23 protein-coding genes are annotated in these 25,124 nt (G+C 64.0%); 10 read left to right on the forward strand and 13 right to left on the reverse strand.

Features of this window, described 5'->3' with window-relative positions:
• Position 1: 1 nt before the first annotated feature.
• The 10 genes from FGL95_RS16845 to FGL95_RS16890 form a co-directional block, all read right to left on the reverse strand.
• Complete coding sequence (locus FGL95_RS16845) at positions 2–1,015, reverse strand: MlaD family protein (RefSeq protein WP_169588835.1); 1,014 nt, start codon at positions 1,013–1,015, stop codon at positions 2–4.
• Entirely contained in the window at positions 1,000–2,013 is a 1,014-nt protein-coding gene (locus FGL95_RS16850; RefSeq protein WP_169588837.1) for an MlaD family protein, read from the reverse strand. Before FGL95_RS16850 ends, FGL95_RS16845 begins: the two co-directional genes overlap by 16 nt.
• Positions 2,010–3,068, reverse strand: coding sequence for an MlaD family protein (locus tag FGL95_RS16855; protein ID WP_169588839.1), 1,059 nt, complete (start codon positions 3,066–3,068; stop codon positions 2,010–2,012). The genes FGL95_RS16850 and FGL95_RS16855 overlap by 4 nt, the downstream gene beginning before the upstream one ends.
• A 4-nt stretch (positions 3,069–3,072) precedes the next feature.
• Complete coding sequence (locus tag FGL95_RS16860; RefSeq protein WP_169588841.1) at positions 3,073–3,945, reverse strand: MlaE family ABC transporter permease; 873 nt, start codon at positions 3,943–3,945, stop codon at positions 3,073–3,075.
• A 2-nt stretch (positions 3,946–3,947) separates the two neighbouring features.
• Positions 3,948–4,832, reverse strand: coding sequence for an ABC transporter permease (locus FGL95_RS16865; RefSeq protein WP_240963066.1), 885 nt, complete (start codon positions 4,830–4,832; stop codon positions 3,948–3,950).
• A 394-nt stretch (positions 4,833–5,226) separates the two neighbouring features.
• Positions 5,227–6,165: a zinc-binding dehydrogenase gene (locus tag FGL95_RS32965; protein WP_169588843.1), complete on the reverse strand. Its 939-nt coding sequence runs from the start codon at positions 6,163–6,165 to the stop codon at positions 5,227–5,229.
• A gap of 32 nt (positions 6,166–6,197) precedes the next feature.
• Positions 6,198–7,199: an acyl-CoA dehydrogenase family protein gene (locus FGL95_RS16875; protein WP_169588845.1), complete on the reverse strand. Its 1,002-nt coding sequence runs from the start codon at positions 7,197–7,199 to the stop codon at positions 6,198–6,200.
• Positions 7,196–8,302, reverse strand: coding sequence for an acyl-CoA dehydrogenase family protein (locus tag FGL95_RS16880; protein WP_169588847.1), 1,107 nt, complete (start codon positions 8,300–8,302; stop codon positions 7,196–7,198). The genes FGL95_RS16875 and FGL95_RS16880 overlap by 4 nt, the downstream gene beginning before the upstream one ends.
• Before the next feature lie 54 nt (positions 8,303–8,356).
• Positions 8,357–9,118, reverse strand: coding sequence for an SDR family NAD(P)-dependent oxidoreductase (locus FGL95_RS16885; protein ID WP_169588849.1), 762 nt, complete (start codon positions 9,116–9,118; stop codon positions 8,357–8,359).
• 75 nt (positions 9,119–9,193) lie between these two features.
• Positions 9,194–10,498, reverse strand: a complete 1,305-nt coding sequence (locus FGL95_RS16890; protein WP_169588851.1) for an oxygenase MpaB family protein — start codon at positions 10,496–10,498, stop codon at positions 9,194–9,196.
• Between the two features lie 157 nt (positions 10,499–10,655).
• Between FGL95_RS16890 and FGL95_RS16895 the strand changes: the two genes are divergently transcribed.
• From FGL95_RS16895 to FGL95_RS16935, 9 genes are all read left to right on the forward strand, one after another.
• On the forward strand, positions 10,656–11,228 hold the full coding sequence (locus FGL95_RS16895; RefSeq protein WP_169588867.1) for a TetR/AcrR family transcriptional regulator: 573 nt from the start codon (positions 10,656–10,658) through the stop codon (positions 11,226–11,228).
• 177 nt (positions 11,229–11,405) lie between these two features.
• On the forward strand, positions 11,406–12,839 hold the full coding sequence (locus FGL95_RS16900; protein WP_169588870.1) for an aldehyde dehydrogenase family protein: 1,434 nt from the start codon (positions 11,406–11,408) through the stop codon (positions 12,837–12,839).
• Positions 12,840–12,895: 56 nt separating this feature from the next.
• Complete coding sequence (locus FGL95_RS16905; RefSeq protein WP_169588872.1) at positions 12,896–14,302, forward strand: aldehyde dehydrogenase family protein; 1,407 nt, start codon at positions 12,896–12,898, stop codon at positions 14,300–14,302.
• A gap of 49 nt (positions 14,303–14,351) precedes the next feature.
• Positions 14,352–15,155, forward strand: a complete 804-nt coding sequence (locus FGL95_RS16910) for a crotonase/enoyl-CoA hydratase family protein (protein WP_169588873.1) — start codon at positions 14,352–14,354, stop codon at positions 15,153–15,155.
• A gap of 136 nt (positions 15,156–15,291) precedes the next feature.
• Positions 15,292–16,278 (forward strand): ABC transporter ATP-binding protein, encoded by a 987-nt coding sequence (locus FGL95_RS16915; RefSeq protein WP_169588875.1) that lies wholly within the window; start codon positions 15,292–15,294, stop codon positions 16,276–16,278.
• A gap of 128 nt (positions 16,279–16,406) precedes the next feature.
• Complete coding sequence (locus tag FGL95_RS16920; RefSeq protein ID WP_169588877.1) at positions 16,407–16,718, forward strand: hypothetical protein; 312 nt, start codon at positions 16,407–16,409, stop codon at positions 16,716–16,718.
• 6 nt (positions 16,719–16,724) lie between these two features.
• Positions 16,725–17,804: an alpha/beta fold hydrolase gene (locus tag FGL95_RS16925; protein WP_169588879.1), complete on the forward strand. Its 1,080-nt coding sequence runs from the start codon at positions 16,725–16,727 to the stop codon at positions 17,802–17,804.
• On the forward strand, positions 17,801–18,340 hold the full coding sequence (locus tag FGL95_RS16930) for a GNAT family N-acetyltransferase (RefSeq protein WP_169588880.1): 540 nt from the start codon (positions 17,801–17,803) through the stop codon (positions 18,338–18,340). The genes FGL95_RS16925 and FGL95_RS16930 overlap by 4 nt, the downstream gene beginning before the upstream one ends.
• 1 nt (position 18,341) lies before the next feature.
• Entirely contained in the window at positions 18,342–19,238 is an 897-nt protein-coding gene (locus FGL95_RS16935; protein WP_169588882.1) for an alpha/beta fold hydrolase, read from the forward strand.
• A 418-nt stretch (positions 19,239–19,656) separates the two neighbouring features.
• Here FGL95_RS16935 and FGL95_RS16940 read toward each other — a convergent pair whose 3' ends face one another.
• From FGL95_RS16940 to FGL95_RS16950, 3 genes are read right to left on the reverse strand one after another with little or no spacing between them, the layout of a single operon-like run.
• On the reverse strand, positions 19,657–21,321 hold the full coding sequence (locus tag FGL95_RS16940; RefSeq protein ID WP_169588883.1) for a class I adenylate-forming enzyme family protein: 1,665 nt from the start codon (positions 21,319–21,321) through the stop codon (positions 19,657–19,659).
• A gap of 3 nt (positions 21,322–21,324) precedes the next feature.
• Positions 21,325–22,425 (reverse strand): acyl-CoA dehydrogenase family protein, encoded by a 1,101-nt coding sequence (locus FGL95_RS16945; RefSeq protein WP_169588885.1) that lies wholly within the window; start codon positions 22,423–22,425, stop codon positions 21,325–21,327.
• Positions 22,426–22,427: 2 nt separating this feature from the next.
• The gene (locus FGL95_RS16950) at positions 22,428–23,663 is read right to left on the reverse strand and encodes an acyl-CoA dehydrogenase family protein (RefSeq protein WP_169588888.1); all 1,236 of its coding nucleotides are present in this window, start codon (positions 23,661–23,663) and stop codon (positions 22,428–22,430) included.
• 205 nt (positions 23,664–23,868) lie between these two features.
• On the opposite strand from FGL95_RS16950, the gene FGL95_RS16955 reads away from it, so the two are divergent.
• On the forward strand, positions 23,869–25,047 hold the full coding sequence (locus tag FGL95_RS16955) for a CaiB/BaiF CoA transferase family protein (RefSeq protein WP_169588890.1): 1,179 nt from the start codon (positions 23,869–23,871) through the stop codon (positions 25,045–25,047).
• The last annotated feature ends 77 nt before the right edge of the window (positions 25,048–25,124 follow it).

The raw sequence follows: 25,124 nt of genomic DNA on the forward strand, positions 1-25,124 counted from the left end.
CTCAGCACGTCCGCCCTGCGATGGGAACGCAGATTCCCGACGCCAAAATAGTTCCTCCACCGACAGTTGCGAGACCGTCCGGTCCCAACCAGGCCTCCAGCCGAGAACGCAGGTTCTGCAACTGATCGAGTGCGGGTCCAAGGCTTGCTTGAAAGTCACCGATAGCGGTGCGGGCCTGCTCGAATGCGGCTCGGACCTCGTCCTTGTGATTGAGGTAGAACCGTTCGAAAGGCTCCACCCTGTGCAGAATTTCGCCGAGCAACTGGTAGGCCTCGTCGAACCCGGCGTGTGAGTTGTTGTACGTGGAGGCAACGATTTCCACTTGTCGCAGCAGCTCGAACACGAACTCGCGGCTTCCGTTGAACGTGTCGAGATACTCCGCCGCCATATCGGCGATCTGGTGAATCTGGTCGCGTTGGCGGTCCATCACGGTCGCAATGCTTTTCAGACCGGCGATCACGCTACCGACCGAGGTTGGGTGTTGCTCCAGCCCTTCGGCCACCTGCGCGATATTGGCGTTTATGTCGGTTCCGTCGATGTGATCGGTCACGTGTGGCGCGGCTTGCAGGACGTCGCCGATCGAGTACGGCACGGAAACGTGGTCGGTGGGGATGGCTTCTGCGGACAACGGTTTGCCGCCCAGCGGAATGAGCGTGACCGCATATCCACCGACGGGAGTCAGCATCCGAACTTCCACGCGTGATTCGGAACCAACGAAGACATTGTCTTCGATCTCTGCATCCACGCGCACCGTCGATCGTCCGATGGTGAGTCCGGTGACCTTTCCGACCGTGACTCCCGCGACACGCACTCCGGCGCCGTTGGCGATCGCGGATGCATCCGTGGTTTCGAACGAAACCTTCTGCGTATTCACCGGTTTGAGGTACAACACGGTCGTCGCGACCAGTGCCAACACCGCCACGGTCACCAATATCGAACCGAGCAGGAACTCGTTGTCATGGACCTTCTTGGTCCATGCGAGGGCACGCTCGCGTCGGTTCAATGTGCGTTGCATACGACGACCTCGCTACCGTTGAGAAGGACTGTGACTTCGGTCGGGAGTTGGGCGATTCCGTTGCTGCAGTGCATCGCCGCGGGCGCAGACTGCAACTGGGGTAGCTGGAGTCCGGCGAGTGCGCCGGGAAGCAGCCGCAGGGATTCCGCGGCGCTCGTGGCGGAAGTGAACGCGCTGGTGAGCAGCTGATCTATGTCGAGTTCGGGTGACAGCCCGATCTTCCTCATGATGTTGGCGATTGGGGTGAGGAACTGTGGACCGAAGAAGGCGGTCTTGCCGAACTGGTCGAGCACCGTCATGGCCTGACCGATCGGGATGCTCATCGATTGCATGAAGTCGAGCAGCGCAGTCGACTTGCCTCCGAGAGTGTCGGAGATGCGCTGCATGTTCGCGGTCAGTGTCGAAATCACCTGTTCGCGATCGTGAGCGTAGTCCGAGAGTCTTTGGACGCTGTCGAGCATCGGCGCCAGGCCCCCACCATCGCCCTGAATCAGTGCGATTGCGTTCTGCGTGAACTTGTTGATCTCGTCGGTGCTCATCGTCGTCAGTACCGGCTGTAGGCCGTTGAAGAGCTGCGTGATGTCGAAGGATGGCTTGGTTACATCGGAGGAGAGCCGTTCGACCTGATGGCCAGTGGTGTCGGTCTGGTCGAAATCGAGGAACCGGATTCCGGTGAGATTCTGATACTTGATGGCCAGTTGGGTCTTGTCGGTCAATTCGTAGGGATCTTGCAGTGAAAAGGTGACGTCGGCGAGAGTGCGTTCGCCCTGCGAATGTAGGTCGATCGACCGCACTTTCCCGATGAGCACACCCTTGGCGCGGACGTCACCGTTGACGTGCAGACCCGATACGTCGGTGAACTCGGCGGTGTAGGTGCGGGCAGCGTTCTCGACCGGGTTCTTGATCGCATTGATCACGATCACGAAAAGCAGGGCAGAAACCGTGGCGGCAACAACAAGTTTGACAACAGTCTTGACGAAGATCACGCGGTACTTCATCGTGGCATCTCCTCTCCGGGAGGGCGGTGCCCGCCGGGCATCTCGTCGACGATTATTCGTAGGTTGGCGGTGGCGCCGTCGGGGGTGACTGTGAAGGCTCGTTGATAACGATCGACGAGAGCGGTCAGTGTGCTGATCCCGTCCGTACCGCCGAGCAGGCCCGGCACCACGTCCGTCATGGCTTGGACGATGCCCGTGACGGGTGTCAGTTCCGCGCCGTGAGAGGCGAGCAGCGTGCCCGCCGCGCCGAACAGGTCCCCCGATGCGAGCACCATCGCTTGATTCGTCTCGGTCATGAACGCGTCGTCGACTCCGAGCGAGCCGTCCGGCAACCGGTTGGTGGTGCCGACGAAGAGGTTGTACAGCGTGTCGAGGGCTTGACTGCTGAATGCCGGCATCACGTCGAGGGTCGCGTTCAGGTCTGCCATCAATTGGCTGGGCACGGCCTGCTGGGTGGCCGCGACCCGATCGCCGACGACGATGCCGGTCTGGATCATCGGGGTGAGGCCGTTGGCGTATCGGATCATCTTGTCCAGCGTCGAGATCATCGAGTCGGTCAACGTGCCGCTGACGACGAGTGAACCTTTCTCGAGCATCGTCGACATCGTGAAATCGCCGGTAGGAAGTTTGTTCAGAACTTCTCCGCGTGATAGCGCGGATCCGCCGGGCTTGCTGACGACATTGACAGCTGTGATTCCGAAGTAGTTTGCCGGTCTGAAGTCGACGTCGAAGGTATCGGTGAGTCCTTGCACATCGCCGGGCTCCAACGCCAAGGCAAGTCGCACACCGCTGGCCGCCTTCTCGAGCGAGGTGACCTCGCCGATTTCGGCGCCGTGGAGAATGACTTTGCTGCCGACCCGGACGCCGGGCGCGACCGATGGAACGTCCACGCTCAGGTGCAACCCTTCCTCCGGCTTGACGTGTGGGTAGACCCAGAACACGGCGATCGCCACTACGGCGAGGACGGCGACGAACGCTGCCGCGGTGATATTGACGATGCGGGCTTGTTGGGCATCGGTGCCGCGGAGGAAGTCTTGATTTCTGGCTTTGCTCATGTGCCTATCCCTTGAATTCCAACAATGGGCTCAATCCCCAGATGGCAACTGTCATAGTGAAGTTCAGTACGACGATGGCGACCAGACTTGCGCGAATCGCTTTGCCGCAAGCGTCGCCGACCCCGGCCGGCCCGCCACTGGCGAAGTAGCCGTAGTAGCAGTGGATGAGTGTGACCACGGCGCAGAAGACGACAGCTTTGAGCACCGATGCACCGAGGTCGGGGATGCTCAGGAACTGAGCGAAATAGTGGTCGTAGGTTCCGTCTGGTTGATCGTGGAAGACTTTCACGATCAGTCCGCCGGTGATGAAACTGATCACCAGCGCCATCAGATATCCCGGCAGGACGACGATCATGCCACCGATCAGGCGGGTGCCGACGACGAACGGAATCGCTTGCAGACCCATCGCTTCCGTCGCGTCGATCTCTTCGGAGATCCGCATGGCGCCGATTTCCGCGGTCATGCGGCAACCTGCCTGGGCGGCGAATCCGATGCCGGTGATGATTGGTGCGATGACTCGGATGTTGCCGAACGATCCGATAATTCCGGTGAGTGGACCGAATCCGAGCAAGTCCAAGGCCATGAACGCCGAGATGGCGACCACGGCACCGACCGCGATACCGAGGAAGAACATCAGACTGATCACGCCACCGTCCACGACCAACGAACCGCTGCCCCACGCCATGCTGTTCATCGTTTTCGTCGTCTGGTGACGGTAGAGCCGAACGGTCTTCGGCAGTAGGACAATGGTTTTGAACGTGAATACCGTGACCTGGCCGATGTGTCCCAGCGCGCCGGACACAGTGCGGGCGATCGAGTCGACAGGCCGGGCGATGATCGGCGGTCGGGGCTTCGGAGTGTTTGACGAAATAGTCATGCCTATGCCAATCGTGCCGGGAAGAACATCATTTGGAGCTGGCTGACCAGCAGGTTCGTGAGGAAGATGCAGAAGACACTCAGGACGACCGAGGCATTGACCGCGTTCGCGACGCCTTTGGGTCCGCCTTTGGCTTCCAGTCCTCGCAGACTCGCGATCAGGACGACGATCCCGGCGAACAGCAAGGACTTCAACACCGAGAACGCCAGATCGGTAGGTGTCGCGAACGCTCCGAACGATTGCCAGAAGCTGCCGGGCACCACGTCGTTGACGCGTGCCGAGATGACGAGGCCGGCCGCGACACCGGCGGCGATGATGACGATGCACAGCATCGGGGCGATGGCGATCATCGCAATGAACCGCGGCATGACCAGTCGCTCCACCGGGTCCACACCCATGACTCGCATCGCGTCGATTTCTTCGCGAATTGCTCTGGCGCCCAGATCGGAGGCGATCGCCGACGCCGCTGCACCGCTCATCAGCAAGCCTGCCGCCATCGGCGCTCCCTGGCCCACGACGCCGAGCCCGCTTGCGGCACCCGCGAGAGAATTGGCGCCGACCTGATTCATAAGGCCGCCGACCTGCACCGAGACTTCTGCGCCGATAGGAACTGCCATCAGGAGGGCCGGCAGCGTGGTCACCTTCAGCAGCGACCACATCTGATCCGCGATCTCGTAAGCAGGTAAGCGCAGTTTGACGACACCGAGGAGCGCATACCGGATGACATCGGTGGTGAGTTGAGCGGACCGACCGAGAGTGCAGATCGACTTTTTCGGTGTTTCTCTCAGATATGTGGAAACACGTCCGGAACCCTGAGGTCGTGGTTGCTTCTTGGGCAGTCTCGTTCTCGGAGATAGAGCAGCCCGCCCATGGGTGATCGTGGTCATTTCCGCACCTACCTGGCCGCAGTGACGTTCTTCGCCGTCACCCAGATGGCCTTGTTCGGGCCGGGCGATGCTTCGCCACGGCTCAGTTGTGTGTGCAACATCCCGTACGTGACTTCAATGAGACCTGGGCCACATCCGTTGGGTGTCACATTACATATTTTGTCACCTGACTGCAAGCGTGAATCGAAGTGCCGTGCGGCGAGATTCGACTCGCCCATCGTGTTCGGTCGCGAGCGCGGCCAGATTGCTCTCGTACGCGAAGTCGGAAATCGGAAATCGGACGCACTGAGCCCGAGTAAGGAAAGTCGTCCTTACTCGGGCTCGGTGCGCGAAAGCCCTTGAGTCCGGGGCCGATTGGCGAGTCCCCGGTGTCGATGACGAGATTCGACCCGATTTAGGGAACGAACACGATTTTGCCGCGGGCTGTCCCGTCGTGCATTGCTGCGAAGCCGCCACGACCCTCCGAGAGGGGCAGGATTGCCTCGATCGGTGGGGAGATCTTCTCGGTGGCGCAGAGTGTTGCGAGCGCCTGCAATTCGTCGACCGTCCCCATCGAGGAACCCTCGATGCGCAGTTGTCGGGCGAAGACGACGGCGATGTTGATGTTGACGTCGTACCCGCTGGTGCCACCGGAAACGACCATGATGCCACCTGGTTTGAGGCATTTGAGCGAATGCTGCCATGTGACTGCGCCGACCGAATCCATCACGGCATCCACTAGCTCGGGCAGGCGGGTGCCGACGGGAAATACGTCGTCGGCACCGAGCGTGGTCGCAAAGGCGCGAGATTCTGCGGTGCGCCCGGTCACCCAGACCCGGACACCGGCGTTCTTGGCCAGCATGATCAGCGCCGTGGCGAGTCCTCCACTGGCGCCTTGGACGAGCACGGTCTGACCGGCGGTGAGCTGAGCTCTCGTGAACAGCATGCGGTAAGCGGTCAACCACGCGGTCGGGAGGCACGCGGCATGCTCGGCGGACAGTCCGGCGGGTAGTGCGATGAGGTTCTCTGTCGGCACGCTCAGTTGCTCGGCGAATGTGCCCTGAACTCGCTCCGAGAGCACCGACGGGGCAGGGGGCCGATGTATCACGGGGTGGACGAGGAACAAGTCGCCAGCCACGTCGCGTCCGACTGCGTCGCACCCCAATATCATCGGTACCCGGTCGGTGCTGAGTCCTACGCCGCGCAGCGACCAGATGTCGTGGTGATTGAGTGATGCTGCGACCAGCTGGAGCGTCGTCCACCCCGCTGCCGGCTCCGGTTCGGGTCGGTCGCCGAATTCCAAGCAGGACAACGGGTTCTGATGATCAACGCGTGCCGCATAGAGCGCTTTCACGAATACTCCTAGATGTGCGAAACAGTGATGTGTCAGGCAGTGAGGACGTCCCAGACGGCGTGCTCGCCCGACGCGAGCGCGAGTCTGCCCAGGTGAGAGGCGAGTTCGTGCTCGGACCCCAGTTCGTCTCGCCAGGCCCACAGGCGCGTGGTGAAGGTGTGTAGCGGGTATTCGTGGGTGATACCGATCGCGCCGTGTAATTGATGGGCTCGGCGGGCTACGGTGGTGGCCGCTCGTGCGGCGACAATCCGAGCGATCACCACCGCCGGGTCGGGGATCGCGGGATCGATGTGGCCGGTGTCTTCGATGCAGGTGGCACGCTCGAGTGCGCAGGTGGATTGCAGCAGAGCTACTTTCATCTCCGCGAGTCCGTTCGCGACCGCGGTGAGCGCGATGAGTGGTTTGCCGAACTGTTCGCGGGTGCTGACGTGGCTGCGGGTCAGCTCATAGGCCCCGGCGATTGCGCCGGTCAGTTCGGCGGCCTTCAGTAGGAACAGTCTGTGGGCGAGACTCCCGGGCCCGGGAGTCGGAAGATATGTGAGCTCGGATTCGGGGAAAGTGACCTCGTCTCGAGGGTCACCGGCAAGATTGACTCCAGGCGTGACCGTGACCGAAGGGGCGCGCAGATCGACGTGCCCGGTCGCCGCACCGTAAACCACGATCAGGTGGTCGGCATGCCGGGCCCACGGGACGGCTTGGGCGCGCAGAAGCTCAGAGCCGGGCGAGGCTTCCGCACGCAGAGCGACGGTGGACAGGCCCGTAAGCGAGCGGTCGGCGCTGCCCAACATCCAGTTGGCGCTGGCGGCCTCGGCCAGGGGAGAACTCACCGATCGGGCAGCCAGCGCACGACACAGTGTGACCAGATCGGCGACGGTTCCACCGGATCCACCAAGAGCTTCGCTGGTTCCGACGCCCGTCAGGTGCAGTTTTTCGAGAGTCGGCCACAGAGCCGGCAGCGCGCCCGCCGGCGGCTGCGCGACGTCCTTGGTGAGATCTTCGACGAGGTCGAGGAGGGCGGAATCGTGACTGCTCATTGTCTCTCCTGGCGGGCGATCAGTCCGAGAAGTACTTCGGCGGCGCCGCCACGGATCGAGAAGCCGGGTGCGGACAGCACGGCGTGCCCGAAGGTGCTGGTGGGGTTGTTCATTGCGGGGCCGAGTACGGTGCGAGCAGCTTCGATCACATCGATCTCGAAGATGTTGCCGAGGTACTTCAAGGTGGCGGATTGCTGTATGGGTGCGTGTCCGGCGTCGATGCTGCGAGCGACGTCGTATGCCATCCTGCGCAAGACGGTGAGTCGGGCTATCAATTCACCGACGACTCCGTATGTGGCCGCGCCGATGCGGTCCTCGTCGATCAGCTGTGCCAGCAGGGGATAGGACGACAGAAAGCGTTCGGGCCCACCGCGTTCGAAGGACAGTTGCTCGACGACTTGTTTCCAGCCGTTGCCGACGGTGCCCAACACACGATGGTCGGGAACGAAGACGTCGTCGAGCAGGACCTCGTTGAAGTGGTGTTCGCCGGTGAGGTCGACGATGGCGGTCACCTCGACGCCGTCGGCGTTCATGTCGAGGACGAACTCGCTGAGGCCGTCGTGTCGGTTCGTGGATCGGTCGGTGCGGGCCAGGAGATACATGTGCGTTGCTTGGTGCGCGCCGCTGGTCCAGGTCTTCCGTCCGCGGATGCGCCAGCCGCCGTCGACCCGGGTGGCGGTCGTTGCGACCGCCGCCAGGTCGGATCCGGCGTTCGGCTCACTCATGCCGAGACAGAAGATGTTGTCCGCCCGCACAATTCCCGGCAGGATCTCGTGTTTGAGTTCGGCGGTGCCGTGCCGCAGAATCGCGGGGCCGATCTGACGATCACCGACCCAGTGCGCCGCTACCGGCGCGCCCGCCCGCAGCAGTTCTTCGGCGACCACGAGCCGTGCGGTCGCAGTCAAGCCGCGACCGCCGAATTCGGTCGGCCAACTCACCCCGATGAGCCACCGGTTGGCCAGTTCCTTGCTGAACTTCAGGTCGAACCCCCGCAGCCAGTTGTCGCACCGAGGGGTGTATCGCCCCTCGGTCTGCCAGCGGGACGTGACGTCGCGAACCTCACGACGAAGCAGGTCCGCGTCGTTCTCCGCGGTCGCCGTCATTGCCTCACCACCTCCAGGCGCTGCGAGACTGCGTCGATCGCCGTTTGCGCTGACTCATCGAGGCGCCATCCGGATTGCGCCGTCGAGACGGATCGTCTCGCCGTTGATCATCGGGTTTTCGACGATGTGGGCCGCCAACATCGCGTACTCGCCGGGGGTTCCGAGCCTCTTGGGGTGTGGCACGGACTTGCCGAGCGAGTCCCGAACCTCTTGAGAAAGCCTGCCCAGCAACGGGGTTTCGAAGATTCCGGGCGCGATGGTCGCCACCCGAATCTCCTTGCCAGCCAGATCCCGGGCTGCGACGATCGTCATCCCGACGACTCCGGCTTTCGAGGACGCGTACGGGATCTGACCGATCTGGCCTTCGTAGGCAGCGACCGACGCGGTCAAGACGATGACTCCCCGCTCCCCGTCGACACTGTCGTTGCGCGCCAGACGAGCGGCCGCAAGGCGGAGCACATTGAACGACCCGATCAGGTTGATCTTGATGACCTTCTCGAAGTGCTGCAGCGGCGCGGGGTTTCCTTCCTTGTCCAGCACTCGGAGCGTGTGCCCGCTGCCCGCACAGTGCACGACGGCCCGAATCGGCCGGCCGAGCGACTCGGCGACATCGAGTGCCGCGTTCACGGCTGTCTCGTCGGTCACGTCGGCGGCGACGAAGCGGGCTCCGATTCGCTCGGCGACCTCGGTACCCTGCGAGAAGGGTAGATCGATGATGAGCACCGACGCGCCGGCCTTGCCCAACCGTTCGGCGGTGGCCAGTCCGAGACCGGATGCACCGCCGGTCACGACCACTGTTGCATTCTCGATGTTCACGCGGTTCCTTGGGATGTAGGGATTGGGGGAGGCGGAACCCAAGGTCGGGGGCCGCCATGTTTGTGGTGGAGCGAATCAGGCCGACTTGCGTCGGAGGATCTCGTTTGCGCGCTCGGCGAAACGGGTGAAACCGTGCACGACGTCGTCGGCGTCGGCGACTTCGGTCTCACCTTCATGCACCGTGGTTGCGACACCGAACGCTTCGATCGCACGCAAGGCACGTGCCTCGTCGTCGTGCGGCAGCCGTCGACCGATCCGGTCGTAGGCGGCGATGAACGGCCGCGCAGCGGGAAGCAGATAGCGAAGCTTGTTGTCGGGAACGCCGAGTTGATCGCAGATCTCGTCCCCTGCCCAGGCGCGCATCAAGCCGTAAGTGAGTTTCTTGCGCTGGGCAACACCGAGGCGCTTGTCGATCATCGCGGGGATGACTTCGTAGCCCTCGATCTCTTCCTCGCACATGTAATCGGTAAGCGAGGACATCAGGGCGCGGCAACCCTCGTCGGCGGGATGTTCGAGGAGTTTGACGATCGCAGACTTGCGTTTCAGGTCGGCCCAGTCGGTGAAATTGATGTCTTCCGGGATCCCCATGACGTGGCCGATGTAGCGCCACAGCGCGGTGATGTCCTCCTTCTCCTGCTGCGTGACCTTGATCCCGGCCTTTTCGAGCGCGTCGATCACGGCCTCGCAGAACAGGCAGCCCATGGTGTAGATCGAGTCGACATTGCTGACAACCAGGCCCCAGTCCTGCCAGTTCCAGCTCTTGTCCCGCGACAGGTGATAGCGCACGGCACCGTGGATCCACCGCACGTTCATGGTCATCCGGAATCCGTCGCCGTTGCGCTGCATCCCACCCGGCTTGGAGGCGTTGGCGGCCCAGCGCAGGGTCTCGATGAGGCGTCGACCCACCTGGTCCCGCTCGATCAGGCGCCGGCTCAGAACCAGTGGGCGCGATCCGCCGTATGTGCGAAAGCCCGCGCCGATCGCCGCGTAGGCCAGCGTCATCACCACGAGCTTCCCCGCCCGCCAGTAGGCGACGCTGCCGCGATGCAACTGATCCCAATCGACCCAGTCCGGCACGTTGTCGGCCTCGGCGAACAGTGCGACCAGCTCGGCCGGCGGGTCGACGACCGTGTCGATGCCATGGGCGATGGCCTGGTCGAACATGGCTTTGCCGCGGCCTTTGAGGGGTTTGAGCGCTCGGTAGGCGAGATAGCCGGGTTCGTCGCCGATGTTGTAGTGACTGGTGATGAACTCGAGTTCCGGTCGGCCGTAGATCCCCACGGCATGCTCGTAGTTCACGGTGCGACCCAACTGCCGACCTTCGGTTTGATCGGCCGGCACATCTGCTCCGACGAAAGCCGCGGTTTCTGTCACCGTCATCGTTTCCTCCCGGGTCCGTGGCACGCGGTGTTGCACGTCACAGACGACAGATTACAATATATGTCGTCTGCCGCCAATACCCACCACTGGCCAATTCGGGCAACCGGCAGATGTTTGAGGAGAACGACAGAGCGACAAAATGCGTAATATGCCTATCATGACAGCATCGCCGGTAACGCGCGCACGGATACTGACCGCCGCGCGCCCAGTCGTGGACCGGTTCACGGTGACGAAGTTCTCGATGGAGGACGTGGCGCGAGCGGCGGGCGTCGCTCGGCAGACGATCTACAAGCACTTCACCGGGCGCGACGATCTGCTGGTTGCGATCTTCGTCGAGCAACTCGTCGAGATGCGACGCGGGCTCACGCGCGTCGCCGCGAACGAACCGACGGCGGGCAATCTCGTCCGGTTGTTCGAGGCCGAATTGGATGAAGCGATGAAGTTCCAGTTCTTCGATTCGATGCTCGACCCGAATGTCGCTCCGCGGATGGCCGAACTCGTGTTCGGATCGCAGGCGATGTTCGACGAGCGGAATCGGACCTGGTTTCCGATCCTGCAGAGGTATGTCGACGCTGGGATCGTGCGGTCGAATCTCGACTTCGCGGCCGCCGTGCGCTGGATCACCTACCAGGAGTTCTGGCTGCTCACCCACCCGACAGTCCTCACTGGCGGCCACGAAAATCGGTCGACCTACATTCGGGAGTTCGTCGTTCACGCGCTCCTGGCATGAATGCGACCGCGATCGGTCCGACGGTCTCGAGCTGCCTTAGGGGGTTGCGAAGGTTACAGAAAACGTCACCTTCGATCGGAATCTGTGGTTGATTCCTGGCGTGGTCTTGACCACAGGACAGATGACAACATATGTTGATTGTCACCACGATCGTGAACGATTTGACTGGAGACCTAAATGACTTCGGCAGCCAATACTTCCGACGCGCCTTCGCCGATCGCGACCCTGCCGGGGGACACCCCCTCCGACGTCGTCGCTGCCGTGGTCGCCGAGCGACGTCGAACATTCGATACCGGTCGCACGCATTCACTGCAGTGGCGGCGCAGGCAACTGCAGGCGCTGTCGCGACTGCTCGACGACAACGAGTCGGAAATCGTCGAGGCACTGGCACTCGATCTCGGCCGGCCGGCCGCTGATGCTTGGCTGGCCGACATCGGCGCGATTCAATTGGAGCTCAAGTATGTGCTGCGCCGGCTGAAGAGCTGGATGCGTGACACCCGCGCCGTTCTTCCGCTTGTACAGCAACCGGGGTCGGGGCGAGTGCACCGTGAACCGCTGGGCGTCGTGCTGGTGATCGGACCGTGGAACTATCCGTTCTACCTCACCCTCGGACCTCTGGTCGGCGTGCTGGCGGCGGGCAACTGCGCGGTGATCAAACCGTCGGAACTGGCCCCGGAATCCGCGCGCCTGATCGCCGAACTCGTTCCCCGGTATCTGGATTCGGATGCGGTCGCGGTGGTCGAGGGCGGCGCGGCGACTACCACCGCGCTGCTGGCGCAAGGGTTCGATCACGCGTTTTTCACCGGCAGTCCCGAGGTCGGCAAGAAGATCATGGCCGGTGCCGCGCCGCACCTGACACCGGTGACCCTCGAACTCGGTGGCAAGAGCCCGGTGATCGTCACCAGTGACGCCGACATCGACGTCGCGGCCCGCCGCATCATCTGGGCCAAGCTGGTCAATTCGGGGCAGACCTGCATCACGCCGGACTATCTGCTCGTCTCCCGCGATGTCTTACCCAAGGTGGTCCTTGCGTTGACGACCACCTTGGCTCGGTTCCAGAAGGATTCCGGCACGTCCGCACTCCCGATCGTCAATCGGCGGCAGTTCGATCGGTTGTCGAATCTGCTGGTCGGACACGGCGGCGACATCGCCGCTGGCGGGGTTACCGACCCCGAGCTTCTCACGATCGAACCGGCCATCGTCGTCTCGCCCGACCCCGACTCGGCGCTCATGCAGGACGAGATCTTCGGTCCGCTGTTGCCGGTGGTCGCCGTCGACGGGCTGGACGACGCGATCCAATTCGTCCGCGCCCGACCCAAGCCGCTGGCTATTTACCTGTTCAGCAGCAGCTCGAAGACCGCAGACAAGGTCATCGCGAGAACCAGTTCGGGGGGAGTGGTGGTCAACCACATCGGCCTGCACTGCATGGCATCGGCACTTCCGTTCGGCGGGGTCGGCAACTCGGGAATGGGTGCCTATCACGGTCATTGGGGATTCGAAACGTTCTCGCACCGCAAGGCCATCGTCACCAAACGCACACGTCCGGATCCGATCTTGCTCTATCCGCCGGTCACCGATCTCAAGCAGCGCGTTCTGCGGTGGTTCTTCTGACCGCGCAATCCCCGACACGGCCCCAGAACGTCCCAGATCAGTCCGAAAGGCGGGCGATGTCAGACTTCACGATGACCATCGACAGCGAGCAGGTGGCGTCGAACGAATGGATCCCGGTCGAGGATCCATCCACCGGTACCGTGTTCGCGCGGGCACCACAGTGCACCCCGGAGCAGCTCGATGCCGCGATGGCTTCCGCCGCTCGCGCTCAGATCACGTGGGCCGCCGACGAGCCGGCTCGGCAGGAAGCGCTGCGTCGGTGCGCGGCCACGCTGAACGCCAACAACGAAGCCATCGCGCAGGTCCTCACCGCCGAACAGGGCAAGCCGATCACGGAATCTCGGCGCGAGACTGCGGCGGCCGCAGCCTGGTTCGACTACTACGCCAACCTCGATCGGCGCAGCGAGATCGTCCAGGACGACGCCAGGGCACATATCTCGGTGGATCGCCGACCGCTGGGCGTGGTCGCGGCCATCACACCGTGGAACTTTCCGGTCATGCTCTCGTCGTGGAAAGTGGCACCCGCCCTGCGGGCGGGCAACACCGTCGTTCTCAAACCGTCGCCGTTCACCCCGCTGACCGCATTGCTCATCGGCAAGCTCCTCGCCGACGAGCTGCCCGCCGGGGCACTGAATGTCGTCACCGGCGGCAATCAGCTCGGCAACCTGGTCACAACGCATCCAATACCACGCAAGATCAGCTTCACCGGATCGACCCCCACCGGCATCAAGGTCGCAACGGCAGCCGCGGCAACACTCAAGCGGGTGACACTGGAGCTGGGCGGAAACGATGCAGCGATCGTCCTCGACGACGTCGATCCCGGCGCTATCGCCGAGAAACTGTTCTGGTCTGCATTCATCAACAACGGACAGGCATGCGTCGCGATCAAGCGGCTCTACGTACCGCAGTCGTCGTACGGAAAATTCGTCGACGCCCTCGCGGCGGTCGCGGAGGCGCAGCAATCGGGCGCCGGAATCGAGCCTGACACGACCTTGGGTCCGATCAACAATCGACCCCAGTTCGAGCGCGTCGCCGGCTTGGTCGAGGACGCACGCACACGGGGCGCGCGGATCGCAACCGGGGGCATCGCCCTGGACCGTCCCGGCCATTTCTACCGGCCCACCATCCTCGCCGATGTTCCTGATTCAGCCCCCATTGCGGCGGAGGAACAGTTCGGGCCTGCCCTGCCGGTACTTCCGTACACAACGGTCGACGACGCCGTCGCTCGGGCGAACGACACTCGGTTCGGGCTGGCCGGATCGGTCTGGGGCGGCGACCAGGATCAGGCACGCGCGGTCGCCGACCGCCTCGAAGCCGGAATCGTGTGGGTCAACACCCACGCGGCACCGTCGTTACGCGCTCCCTTCAGCGGCGTGAAAGACAGCGGTCTGGGCGTTGAGAACGGCCCGTGGGGTCTGGACGGATTCACCGAGCTGCACACCACTCATGTCGCGCGACGATGAGATCCGCTGCACTGTATGCCAATTCGACGGAGATAGGAAGAATGCGGAAATGACCGACGACCCCACCGAACCGGTCGTGCTCACCCGCGATGCGCATACGCTGGTGATCACGATCAACCGCCCGGCCGCACGCAACGCGATCGATCGCGCGGTCACCGTCGCGATCGGTGACGCACTCGAAGCCGCCGAGAACGACCGTGACATCCGTGCCGTCGTGCTCACCGGCGCCGGCGAGAAATCCTTCTGTGCGGGAGCAGATCTCAAAGCCATCGCACGCGGTGAAGCGATCGTTCCGACAGACGGCCCGCGCGCCGCGTGGGGTTTCGCCGGCTACGTCTCGCACCGGATCTCGAAGCCGGCCATCGCGGCCGTGAACGGGGTCGCGCTCGGCGGTGGAACCGAGCTGGTCCTCGCCAGCGACATCGCTGTCGCATCCGCCGACGCGCTGTTCGGACTCCCCGAAGTCAAGCGCGGAATCATCGCCGGCGCGGGTGGGGTATTCCGTCTGCCGCAACAGATCCCACCCAAGATCGCTCTCGAACTCATGTTCACCGGAGAACCGATCTCGGCCCAGCGCGCGCTCACCCTCGGCCTGATCAACCGCGTGACCGCACCGGACCGTGTCCTGGACGAAGCGCTGGCACTCGCCCGCACCATCGCCGCCAACGCACCACTGGCTGTGCAGGCCAGCAAGCGGATCGCCAAGCACATCGTCGACGGAACGATCACCGCCGAAAGCGCGAGCTGGGAACTGTCCGCCCGGGAACGCGCCGTGGTCCGTTCCTCTGCGGACGCACAGGAAGGCCCCCGAGCGTTCGCGGAAAAACGTGAACCTGTCTGGACCGGACGATGAGACGCCGAAACCACCACATCATGACCTACACCATCGACCCGTCCACGTGCTCGGTGCACGTCGCCGGGTGTCCGGGACGCCGCGCCGCGACTGTTGCCCGTTCTGCTGCTACGACCCGACACGAAGAGGAATGCTCATGGGCATCGAGGTAGTCGTCGAGAATCTGTCGAAATCGTTTGGATCACAGAATATCTGGCGAAATGTCAGTTTGACCCTGCCCGCCGGAGAGGTCAGCGCATTGCTCGGTCCGTCCGGCACCGGCAAGTCCGTCTTCCTCAAAGCCCTCATCGGACTGCTACGGCCGGAGCGTGGATCGATCTGGATCGACGGAACCGACATCATGACCTGCACCCCCAAAGAGCTCTACGAGATCCGCAAGATGTTCGGGGTGCTGTTCCAGGACGGCGCCCTGTTCGGCTCGATGGATCTCTACGACAACGTCGCCTTCCCGTTGCGTGAGCACACGAAGAAGTCCGAGGCCGAGATTCGCCGCATCGTCATGGAGAAGTTGGAGCTGGTCGGCCTGCAGGGGGCCGACGGCAAGCTTCCCGGCGAGATCTCGGGTGGCATGCGCAAACGCGCTGGACTGGCGCGCGCGCTGGTGCTCGACCCGCAGATCATCCTGGTCGACGAGCCCGACTCCGGCCTGGACCCGGTCCGCACCACCTACATCAGTCAACTCTTTCTCGACATCAACGCGCAGATCGATGCCACCTTCCTGATCGTGACGCACAACATCAACCTGGCGCGAACGGTGCCCGACAACATCGGGATGCTGTTCCGCCGCGAGTTGACCATGTTCGGGCCGCGCGAGGTCCTGCTCACCAGCGAGGAACCTGTCGTCGAGCAGTTCCTCAACGGCCGGATGATCGGCCCGATCGGGATGAGCGAGGAGAAGGACGAGGCCCAGATGGCCCACGAACAGGCTCTGGCCGACGCCGGCCATCATGCCGGTGGGGTCGACAACATCGAAGGAATCGTCCCCCAACTGCAAGCCACACCGGGAATGCCGTTCCGCCAGGCGGTCCGGCGCCGCCAAGAACGTGTGCGAACGATCCTTCCCAGCCTTCCCGCGCGTGCCCAGGCAGCCATCCTCGCCGACGACGCGTTCGCCCAACTGTGATTCCGCCCGCACCGAGCCCCGCCGCGCTCCCGACCGCGCACCGACGGTGTCATCCCCTTGACACCGACCGCAACAAAGGTGACATATTACCAATTATGTCGTCTGTCGCATGCAACATAGGATGAGCCATGGCCGAAAAGGTGATTTCCATACAGGACAGGCGTCCGTTGTGGCGCAAAGCATTCGACAGTGCCGAGCGCACGGCTACGCCCTGGCTCGAGGAACTGTTCGAGAGCGACGACTTTCATGCGGCGTTGGGGCGCGTCACGCAGACTCGTCGCGAGCTGCACAAGCTTGCAGAGAGCACATCGCGCGAGATTCTGCACCGCTTCAATCTGCCGGCGGGCAGTGACGTGACCCGAATCCTCGCCGAGATCGGGCGGCTGCACACCGAAGTTCGTCAGCTAAGTGCCGATCTCTCCCGGTTGCGAAACGAGTGATGGGCGATGGTCGAGATTGCCGCGCTGCCGGAAGATCTACTGCGCTCCATCAAACATGACGTCAACAGGTCGCGACTGCGGGCGAAGAACGCACTGAAGGTGATCGCGGGAAGCGGTCCACCGTCCGGCACGTCGCCCAAGGACACGATCTGGTCGTTCGGTGACATCCAGCTGTGGCGTTACCGCAGCGATCGCCGCACCCATCGCACCCCGCTGCTGATCGTGCACAGCCTGGTCACCAGGAGCTATGTGTTCGATCTCAGTCCGGGCAACAGTTTCGTCGAGTACATGCTCGACCGCGGCTTCGATGTCTATCTCGTCGACTGGGGCACACCCGACGAACGCGCCGCGCACTACGACTTCGGCACCTACTGCGGCCAGTTCATTCCGGAGATCGTCCGTGCGACAGTCGATGCGTCCGACGACGACGAAGTGGTCATACTGGGCTACTGCCTGGGTGGACTGCTCAGTCTGCTCTATGCGGCGGCCAACGTCGGCGACCCGATCCGCGCGCTCGCGGTCATGGCCACTCCGGTCAATTTTCGCCACATGGGCGTGATCGGGAAGATGTTGCACGGCGGCAGAGTCTCGCCGCAATCACTGCTCGATCACACCGGGAACGTGCCGTCGGACGCGGTCCGTGACTCGTTTCGGATGATGCAGCCCTCGGTGGAGATCACCGGGTACGCCGACCTGTGGCAGCACCTGTGGAACGACGAATTCGTGGCCGGGTACCAGATCATGACGCGATGGGGCACCGACCATATTCCGCTCGCGGGGGGTCTGGTGATCGAGCTGGCTCGAATGATCCAGTCCGACGAGATCGCCAACGGCCGGGTCGTGCTCGGCGGGCGCGAGGTCACGTTGCGTGACATATGTGTGCCGTTTCTCGGGATCATCGCCGAGCGCGACCATCTCGTCCCGCGCGCGGCAACCGAGGGCGTGGCGGACATGGTGGGTAGCGAAGACAGCACCGAGCTGGTGTTGCCGGCCGGGCACGTCGGCGTCTTCCTCGGCCGCAGCGCGCAGAAGAAGTGCTTGCCCGCCATCACCGAATGGATCGAAAAGCAAATGGAGACACGATGAACACGGTGAGTATCACTCGTCTGGAGCCAGCACACGTCGACGGTCTGCGCCTCTTTCTCGCGCAGAGTTCGGCTGGGGATCGCACCTACTTCCGCGACGACGTGCTGGCCAACGGCGTGGTCGATTCCTGGCTCGCCCGAACCACCGGCGCGTACCACGTCGCGTTGGTGGAAGGCGAAGTGGCCGGGTTGTTGGTGCTCGAGCCCGGCGTCGAATGGGGCCGGCACGTAGGGGAGATCCGTATCGTTGTCGCACAAGGTTTCCGGCGGCGCGGGATCGGCCGAGCGCTGGCCCGTCGGGCGCTGATCGCGGGGCTCGAACTCGATCTGGACAAGTTGGTGGTGCAGGTCGCCGCGGAGGACGAGGCGACGACAAGCATGTTCGTCACTCTTGCATTCGAACCCGAGGCGCTGCTGCGCGGCCACGTCCGCGACGACAGCGGAGATACCCACGACCTGTTGGTCTTGGCCCACTTCGTCGAATCGACGCGCGGCGCCGTGGCAGCGATCGGACTCGCCGAAGCCATGGAGATGTGACATGCGGGCCAGAATCCGGCGGGAACGCCGCACCTACGCCGGGTACTCGACGCGGTGTCTGGTCGTCGACGGGACCGGACCACCGTTCCTGCTTCTGCACGGATACACCGATTCGGCCGATGCCTGGCGTCTTCTGCTGCTGGAGCTGGCGCGGCGCGGGCGAGCGGCGGTCGCGATCGACATGCCCAGCCACGGCCACGCGGACTCAGTATCGTCCGACCGGCCGGGTCTGGAACAGCTGGTGGATTGCGCCGCTGCGGCCGCCGACGATCTCGGGCCCGGCACCATCGTCGTGGGCAACTCGCTGGGCGGAACGGTGGCACTGCTCGTCGCCGAACGGCAAGGATCACTCGGCGCGGTGGTCCCTATCGGTCCTGCAGCCTTCGCACACCCGATCTGGCTGCGGTTCTCGCTGCAACCGGTCTCGAACGCGATCATGCGGATCACTCCCCGCATTCTGCAGCTGCCGCCCTACCTTGCCACCGCATTCGCGGCGAAGATGGCGCCGTCGGCCATTCCGACCTATCTGTCGCATGTACTGCGGGCGACCAACCACAAACGGCTCCGGACTCTCGCCGACGGTCTCGCGACCGAGGCAGTCGACCCCTACAACTTGTCGCGGATCACGGCTCCGGTGACCCTCGTCTGGGGCACCCGCGACCGGATGGCGTTGAACTCCGGAGCGAAGATCCTGCTCACAGCCATTCCCGATGCCCGCTACATCCCGCTTCGGGGGGTCGGGCACACTCCCCAGCAACAGGCTCCCGCCCGGGTGGCCGACATTCTGTGCGATCTGCGGGCGCGGACACACCTGTCGGTACTGGCACCGCCCGCGCCGACGAACCCAACGGACCGACCCGCAGACCCGGGGCCACTTCACGGCACCGACAACCCGTGACCGGTAGGGCACGGCGCGCCACGTCATCAGATGAATTGGACCCGGCCGACCCTCGCCACGGCACCATCAACGCCTACCTCAACTTGGCGTGCCGGTGCTCGGCGTGCCGTGAAGCCAACCGATTGCAGCATCGGCTCTACATCGCACGAGTCCGGGCTCAGGGTCGCTTGCTGGGAGTCCACGGGAGCTCGATTTCCTATGAGGCCGGCTGTCGCTGCACCGAGTGCACCGTCGCGAACACCGAACGAAGCCGCGTCCACCGCCGCCTGTCGGCCTCGCGACTCGACTGATCGGGGCACAGCGACAGACCAGTCCTCGCGTTCCTCGGATGGTCGACTTTCCCCCGACACTGTCGGCTCGGATGTGCATGCGACCGTGTACATCCGAGCCGACAGGGCGGGTCGTCCTCGGGATCGGGCTACAACGTCAGAAGATGTTGTCTGAGTTCGCGTTTGAGGATTTTCCCCGCCGCAGAAACGGGAATGTGGTCGATCAGATGGATTTCGCGGAGGCGTTTGTACGGCAAAAGTTGAGCATTGACTTCGCGTAGCACGGTCTCGGTGTCGAGTGCAGGACCTGCCGGAACGACGAGAGCAACCGGCACCTCACCGACCGTGGCGTCGGGACGACCGATGACCGCGGCAGCCCGGACCCCGCTCTGCGCCAGGAGCAGTTCCTCCAGTTCGCGAGGATAGACGTTGTAACCCTTGTAGATCAGCATGTCTTTCACGCGATCGACGATGGCCAGATAGCCCTCGGGATCCACAGTGCCGATGTCACCTGTGCGCAGCCAGCCCTCGCGCAGCGTCTCTCGAGTCTCGTCGTCCCGTTTGTGATAACCGGCCATCACTTGCGGTCCACGGACCCAGACCTCACCTGGTTGCCCAGGCGCACAAAGTGTTCCGGTGTCCGGATCGACAAGTTTGATCTCGGTGTCGAAGCAGGGGAGCCCGACTGTGCCGGGTTTGCGCACGCTCGAGCGTGCGGTCGGGTTGAGTGTGACGCCCATCGTTGCTTCGGTAAGACCGTACCCCTCACACAGTGTGGCGTGGGGAAAGCGGCGCGTGAGCGCCTCGATGTGCTGCGGGGGTAACGGCCCGGCTCCCGAACTCAACGACCAGACCGAGGACAGGTCGCGTCGGTGCAGTTCCGGGGACTCTAGCAACGCTGCGAACAGCGCCGGGGCGCCGCTGATGGAGGTGACCCGGTGGCGGTCGGCGTCGGCGAGATAGGTGTCCGCACGGAATCGATCGTGCAGGACGATCGTCACACCGGCCAGCAGTGGGACGGTCAGCGAGCCGACACAGCCCATCGCGTGAAACCACGGTGTCAGATTGATCACCACCCCGGTCCCCAGTCGGATCGGCCAATCCTCCGCGCCGCCGATCTGGTCGAGTACGACGTCACCGGCATCGTCGACGACGGGTACTGCGCCGTGGTTCCAGCAGGCGAACTGCAACACATTGGCGACCACGTTGGCGTGGCGGAGTCGAACACCTTTGGACCGGCCGGTGGTACCGCCGGTGTAGGAGATGTGGGCCAGCGCCGTGTCGAGGTCGAGGGCCACGATCGGTGGCGCGTCGACTGGGTCACCCTGGAAGTCGGGGAACGGTATCGCGTGGGCACGCGGGTCGGCGCCGACATGCACCACCACACGCTGCGCGGCCGCATCGCCCAATGACGCGAGCGTGTCGGCGCCGAGCTCGTGGGTGACGACCACTTTCGCTGCGCAGTCGTCGAGTTGGGTGCGCAGCTGCTCGGTGGGGAGCAGCGGGTTGGTGGGAGAGAAGGTCGCCCCGGCGAGCAACGTCCCGTAGTAGGCGACGGCGAACTCGGCGCAGTTGGGCATGTGCAAGGCGACGGTGTCGCCGGCCCCGACTCCGCGTTGCTGCAACGCATGTCCGAACGCACATGCTCGGCGCCACAGTTCGATGTAGCTGAGCTGAGTGTCTCCGTGCCGCAGTGCGATTCGATTGGTGTAGCGACGAGCAGCTCCGCGCAGGAGCAGGCCCGCCGGTACCGCTGGATAGGCCAGCGAGCGCGGCAGGGGAGAAGGCCAGGTGTGTCGGGGAGTGGTGACCATCGCTCACATACCGAGCCGGGTCGCCAGCAGAGCCCGGTGATGCCGACCGTCACCGATCAACGCCGTCGCGGCATGCGCGCGGCGATAGTGCAGATGCGCATCGTGTTCCCACGTACAGCCGATGCCACCGTGGAGCTGGATGTTCTGTCGAGCGCAGTACTGGTAGGCATCGGTGACGGTGGTCAGCGCCAGCGGCGCAGCAAGCCGCAACGCGTCCGAGCCTTGCGCAGCCGCTTCGACCGCGTACAGGACAGCGGAGCGAGCCGACTCGACCGCGACGAGCATATCGGCACACCGGTGTTTGACCGCCTGGAAGCTGCCGATGCGCCGACCGAACTGGGACCGGGTCTTCGCGTACTCGACACTCATAGTCAGGCACTGCTGGGCACCACCCAACTGTTCGGCCGCGATCAGCGTCCGGACGACGTCGAGCGCGCGTGCCAAGCGCTCACCGCCCTCGCCGTGCTCCGGGGTGATCCGCCGGCCGACGGCGGTATCGAAGGAGAGTTGCGCCTGCTTGCGTGTGTGGTCGAGGGTGACGAGTGGCGTGCGGGTCACCGCGGTCGACGTCTCGACCGCGAACAGACTGTTCCCGCCCACCTCGGACGCGGGAACGAGGACGAGGTCGGCGATCTGACCGTCGGGCACGAAGTTCAGCACCCCGTCCAGCTGGGTGCCGCCGGAGTTCGTGGTGGCGGTGAGGCCGCGCCCGGATCCTTCACCGACCGAGAGGGCGAGTGTCGCGATCGTGGTGCCCTCGGCGATGCCAGGGAGCAGGTCGCCGAGCACCTCGTCGTCACCACACGCACGAAGGACTTCGGTCGCCAGAACCGTACTCAGGAACGGTGAGCAAGTCACCGCGCGGCCCATCTCTTCGAGCGCGATAGCCAACTCGATCACCGATGCGTCGCTGCCGCCGAGCTCGTCGGGAATCGTCAAACCCTGCAGGCCGAGCTGCTGGGCCATCAGCTTCCACGCGGTCACGTCGTGACCGTCTGCAAAATCCACTGTCGCGCGGTTTCGTTCGCTCGAGAAGTGGTCGCCGACAAACTTGCGGACAGCGTCGCGCAAGGCGAGCTGCTCTTCGTTGAACACGATTGTCATGACTACTTTCCTGCCAATTCACGGAAGGGTACGTCGCGGTCGACCTGGGGCTCCTTGTCCAGGCCGAGTACTCGTTCACCGATGATGTTCTTGAGAATCTCGTCGGTACCTCCCGCGACGGTGAGTGAGGGCACGAACAGCAGGGTGTTGGCCCAGGTGTCACCGTTGTCGGAGCCGGAGGGCCACGCCGCTGCTTCCGGGCCGGCGAGATGGAAGCCGAGTTCGGCCGAGGCGGTCGAGTACTCGGTCCGGACCAGTTTGGTGATCGATCCTTCAGGGCCGGGAGACTGGCCGCGCATGATGCCGGCGGTGACGCGCTCGGCGAGCAGTCCCACGATGGTCTCCTTCATCCACAGGTCGACCAAGTCGCTGCGGACCGATTCGTCGGCGAGCAGACCCCGCTGCCTGGCAAGTTCGGTCAGTGCGGCCGAGGAGTGCACGTCGTCGAGCGTCCGAACCGCACCCAGTGAGACTCGTTCGTTCATCAGGGTGGTGGTGGCGGTCTGCCAGCCTTTTCCTTCCCCGCCCAGGATGTTGTCGTGCGGGATCCGGACGTCGTCGAAGAACACTTCGTTGAAGTGTTCACCGCCGTCGATCTGACGGATCGGGCGCATCGTCACACCGGGGGTGCGCAGATCGATGATGAACATCGTCAGGCCCTTGTGCTTGGGTACGTCGCGGTCGGTGCGAGCAAGAACAATTCCGAACTCGGAATGGTGGGCGCCCGACGTCCACACCTTCTGACCATTGAGCACCCACTCGTCACCGTCGCGTATCGCGCGAGTGCGCAGGCCCGCGACATCGGACCCGGCGCCGGGCTCGCTGAAGAGCTGACACCAGATCTCCTCGCCCCGCAGCATTGGTTCGATGTAGCGGCGCTTCTGTTCGTCCGTGCCGGCCGCGAGAATGGTGGGACCGCACATGCCGAGGCCGATGATGAAGGCGACCAGCGGCAGGTCGAAGACCCGTGCTTCCTCGTTGAACGCGATCTGCTCACGCAGGCCCAGGCCCTGCCCGCCGTACTCGGTAGGCCAGCTCAGTCCGGCAAAGCCGGCGTCGAACAGCAATCCCTGACATTCCCGGTTGCGGGCCACTGTGTCGTCGTCGCCCTCGGCGATCCGGCGGCGCGCCGCTCCCGGTTCGCGCAGCCACCCATGGGCGGGTGCGGTTTCTTCGAGCCAGCGCCTGGCTCGGATGCGGAAGGTTTCCAAACCCTGCGCGTCAATGCGGTCGGTCACGCTGACCACCTCTCGTCGTTGATCGGTCGAACGTTGCACGTGGATGACAAACGACAATAGCTGTCTATTGACGCGATGTCTACGGTCGTGTACCGCTGATAGGGGGACGTCGAACCACACGCCTCGGGCAGTCGCCGTCAAGCCGCATGATGATCAACGGGTTCCCTTCAGCTGGAACCATTTTCAGGACTAGGGGCACCCCAGAATGACTTATCCTCGTGGCGTTGCCACGCCGTCCGGCCCGCTCACGTCGCTGCGGGTGGTCGAATTGGCCGGGATCGGCCCGGCCCCGTTCGCAGCGATGTTGTTGGCCGACATGGGCGCCGAGGTCATCCGCGTGGACCGAACCGACACGGTCCCCGAGCAGCGTTTCGTCGACCAACCCCACCCCGACGTCCTGTTGCGAGGCCGCCGTTCCATCGCGGTCGATTTGAAGTCCGCGAACGGGCGAGACACAGTCATGGCGTTGGTCGAGAAATCTGACATCCTGATCGAGGGCTTCCGCCCCGGCGTCACCGAGCGACTCGGCATCGGCCCACAAGAATGCTTGACCCGCAATCCGCGACTCGTCTACGGGCGAATGACCGGATGGGGACAGTCAGGCCCGATGGCCGACTACGCCGGTCACGACATCAACTACATCGCGCTGAGCGGCACCCTGCATGCAATTCGTCGCGTCGGGCAACCACCGGTCCCGCCGATGAACCTGGTCGGCGACTTCGGTGGCGGTGGTCTGATGCTCGCGTTCGGCATCGTGTCGGCCGCGCTGGAGGCACGACTGTCGGGACAGGGCCAGATTGTCGATGCTGCAATGATCGACGGTGCTAGCGTGCTCGCCACCGCTGTTCACGGTCTCAGGAACAGGGGGATGTGGAGCGCTCCGCCGGGGGAGAACCTGCTCGACACCGGCGCGCCGTTCTACGAAGTCTACGAGTGCGCCGACGGCAAATACGTCGCCGTCGGCGCCATCGAACCGCAGTTCTACGCCGAGTTGGTCCGGCTGACACGGTTCGACGACGCGCCGAGCCTGGCGGAGCGGATGAACCGGGATGGTTGGCCGGACGCCAAACAGCGATGGGCCGCCCTGTTCCGCACGCGGACCCGCGACGAATGGGCCGCCCTCGCAGCGGAATCCAACGCCTGTCTTGCGCCGGTGCTGGACTGGGACGAGGCCGCCCGACATCCACACCTCAGGGAACGCGGGACTTACACAGAGCACGCCGGGGTCATGCAGCCCGCACCCGCTCCACGGCTGAGCCGGACCCCGGGAGCGATCCAACGCCCCGCACCCCACGCCGGCGATCACACCGACGAGATCCTGTCCGAGTTGGGACTCGACCCCGCGGCGGTCGCCGACCTGCGAAGCAGCCGGGCCGTCCGATAACACCCTTGTCTCGTCGCGACACCTGATCGCGGACCTCGGGTTGCGCGCGCGGGAACTCGCTGCATGGTTGAATGGGT

This window comes from Antrihabitans stalactiti (assembly GCF_012932915.1).
GTDB lineage: Bacteria > Actinomycetota > Actinomycetes > Mycobacteriales > Mycobacteriaceae > Antrihabitans > Antrihabitans stalactiti.

Excerpts from the sequence above, each read along its gene's own strand:
- FGL95_RS16925 (WP_169588879.1), top strand. The coding sequence starts at position 16,725 with ATGGTCGAGATTGCCGCGCTGCCGGAAGATCTACTGCGCTCCATCAAA.
- FGL95_RS16845 (WP_169588835.1), bottom strand. The coding sequence starts at position 1,015 with ATGCAACGCACATTGAACCGACGCGAGCGTGCCCTCGCATGGACCAAG.
- FGL95_RS16865 (WP_240963066.1), bottom strand. The coding sequence starts at position 4,832 with ATGACCACGATCACCCATGGGCGGGCTGCTCTATCTCCGAGAACGAGA.
- FGL95_RS16880 (WP_169588847.1), bottom strand. The coding sequence starts at position 8,302 with ATGACGGCGACCGCGGAGAACGACGCGGACCTGCTTCGTCGTGAGGTT.
- FGL95_RS16955 (WP_169588890.1), top strand. The coding sequence starts at position 23,869 with ATGACTTATCCTCGTGGCGTTGCCACGCCGTCCGGCCCGCTCACGTCG.
- FGL95_RS16895 (WP_169588867.1), top strand. The coding sequence starts at position 10,656 with ATGACAGCATCGCCGGTAACGCGCGCACGGATACTGACCGCCGCGCGC.
- FGL95_RS16875 (WP_169588845.1), bottom strand. The coding sequence starts at position 7,199 with ATGAGCAGTCACGATTCCGCCCTCCTCGACCTCGTCGAAGATCTCACC.
- FGL95_RS16920 (WP_169588877.1), top strand. The coding sequence starts at position 16,407 with ATGGCCGAAAAGGTGATTTCCATACAGGACAGGCGTCCGTTGTGGCGC.
- FGL95_RS16860 (WP_169588841.1), bottom strand. The coding sequence starts at position 3,945 with ATGACTATTTCGTCAAACACTCCGAAGCCCCGACCGCCGATCATCGCC.
- FGL95_RS16855 (WP_169588839.1), bottom strand. The coding sequence starts at position 3,068 with ATGAGCAAAGCCAGAAATCAAGACTTCCTCCGCGGCACCGATGCCCAA.
- FGL95_RS16945 (WP_169588885.1), bottom strand. The coding sequence starts at position 22,425 with ATGACAATCGTGTTCAACGAAGAGCAGCTCGCCTTGCGCGACGCTGTC.
- FGL95_RS16900 (WP_169588870.1), top strand. The coding sequence starts at position 11,406 with ATGACTTCGGCAGCCAATACTTCCGACGCGCCTTCGCCGATCGCGACC.
- FGL95_RS16905 (WP_169588872.1), top strand. The coding sequence starts at position 12,896 with ATGTCAGACTTCACGATGACCATCGACAGCGAGCAGGTGGCGTCGAAC.
- FGL95_RS16890 (WP_169588851.1), bottom strand. The coding sequence starts at position 10,498 with ATGACGGTGACAGAAACCGCGGCTTTCGTCGGAGCAGATGTGCCGGCC.
- FGL95_RS16915 (WP_169588875.1), top strand. The coding sequence starts at position 15,292 with ATGGGCATCGAGGTAGTCGTCGAGAATCTGTCGAAATCGTTTGGATCA.
- FGL95_RS16940 (WP_169588883.1), bottom strand. The coding sequence starts at position 21,321 with ATGGTCACCACTCCCCGACACACCTGGCCTTCTCCCCTGCCGCGCTCG.
- FGL95_RS16910 (WP_169588873.1), top strand. The coding sequence starts at position 14,352 with ATGACCGACGACCCCACCGAACCGGTCGTGCTCACCCGCGATGCGCAT.
- FGL95_RS16850 (WP_169588837.1), bottom strand. The coding sequence starts at position 2,013 with ATGAAGTACCGCGTGATCTTCGTCAAGACTGTTGTCAAACTTGTTGTT.
- FGL95_RS16930 (WP_169588880.1), top strand. The coding sequence starts at position 17,801 with ATGAACACGGTGAGTATCACTCGTCTGGAGCCAGCACACGTCGACGGT.
- FGL95_RS16935 (WP_169588882.1), top strand. The coding sequence starts at position 18,342 with ATGCGGGCCAGAATCCGGCGGGAACGCCGCACCTACGCCGGGTACTCG.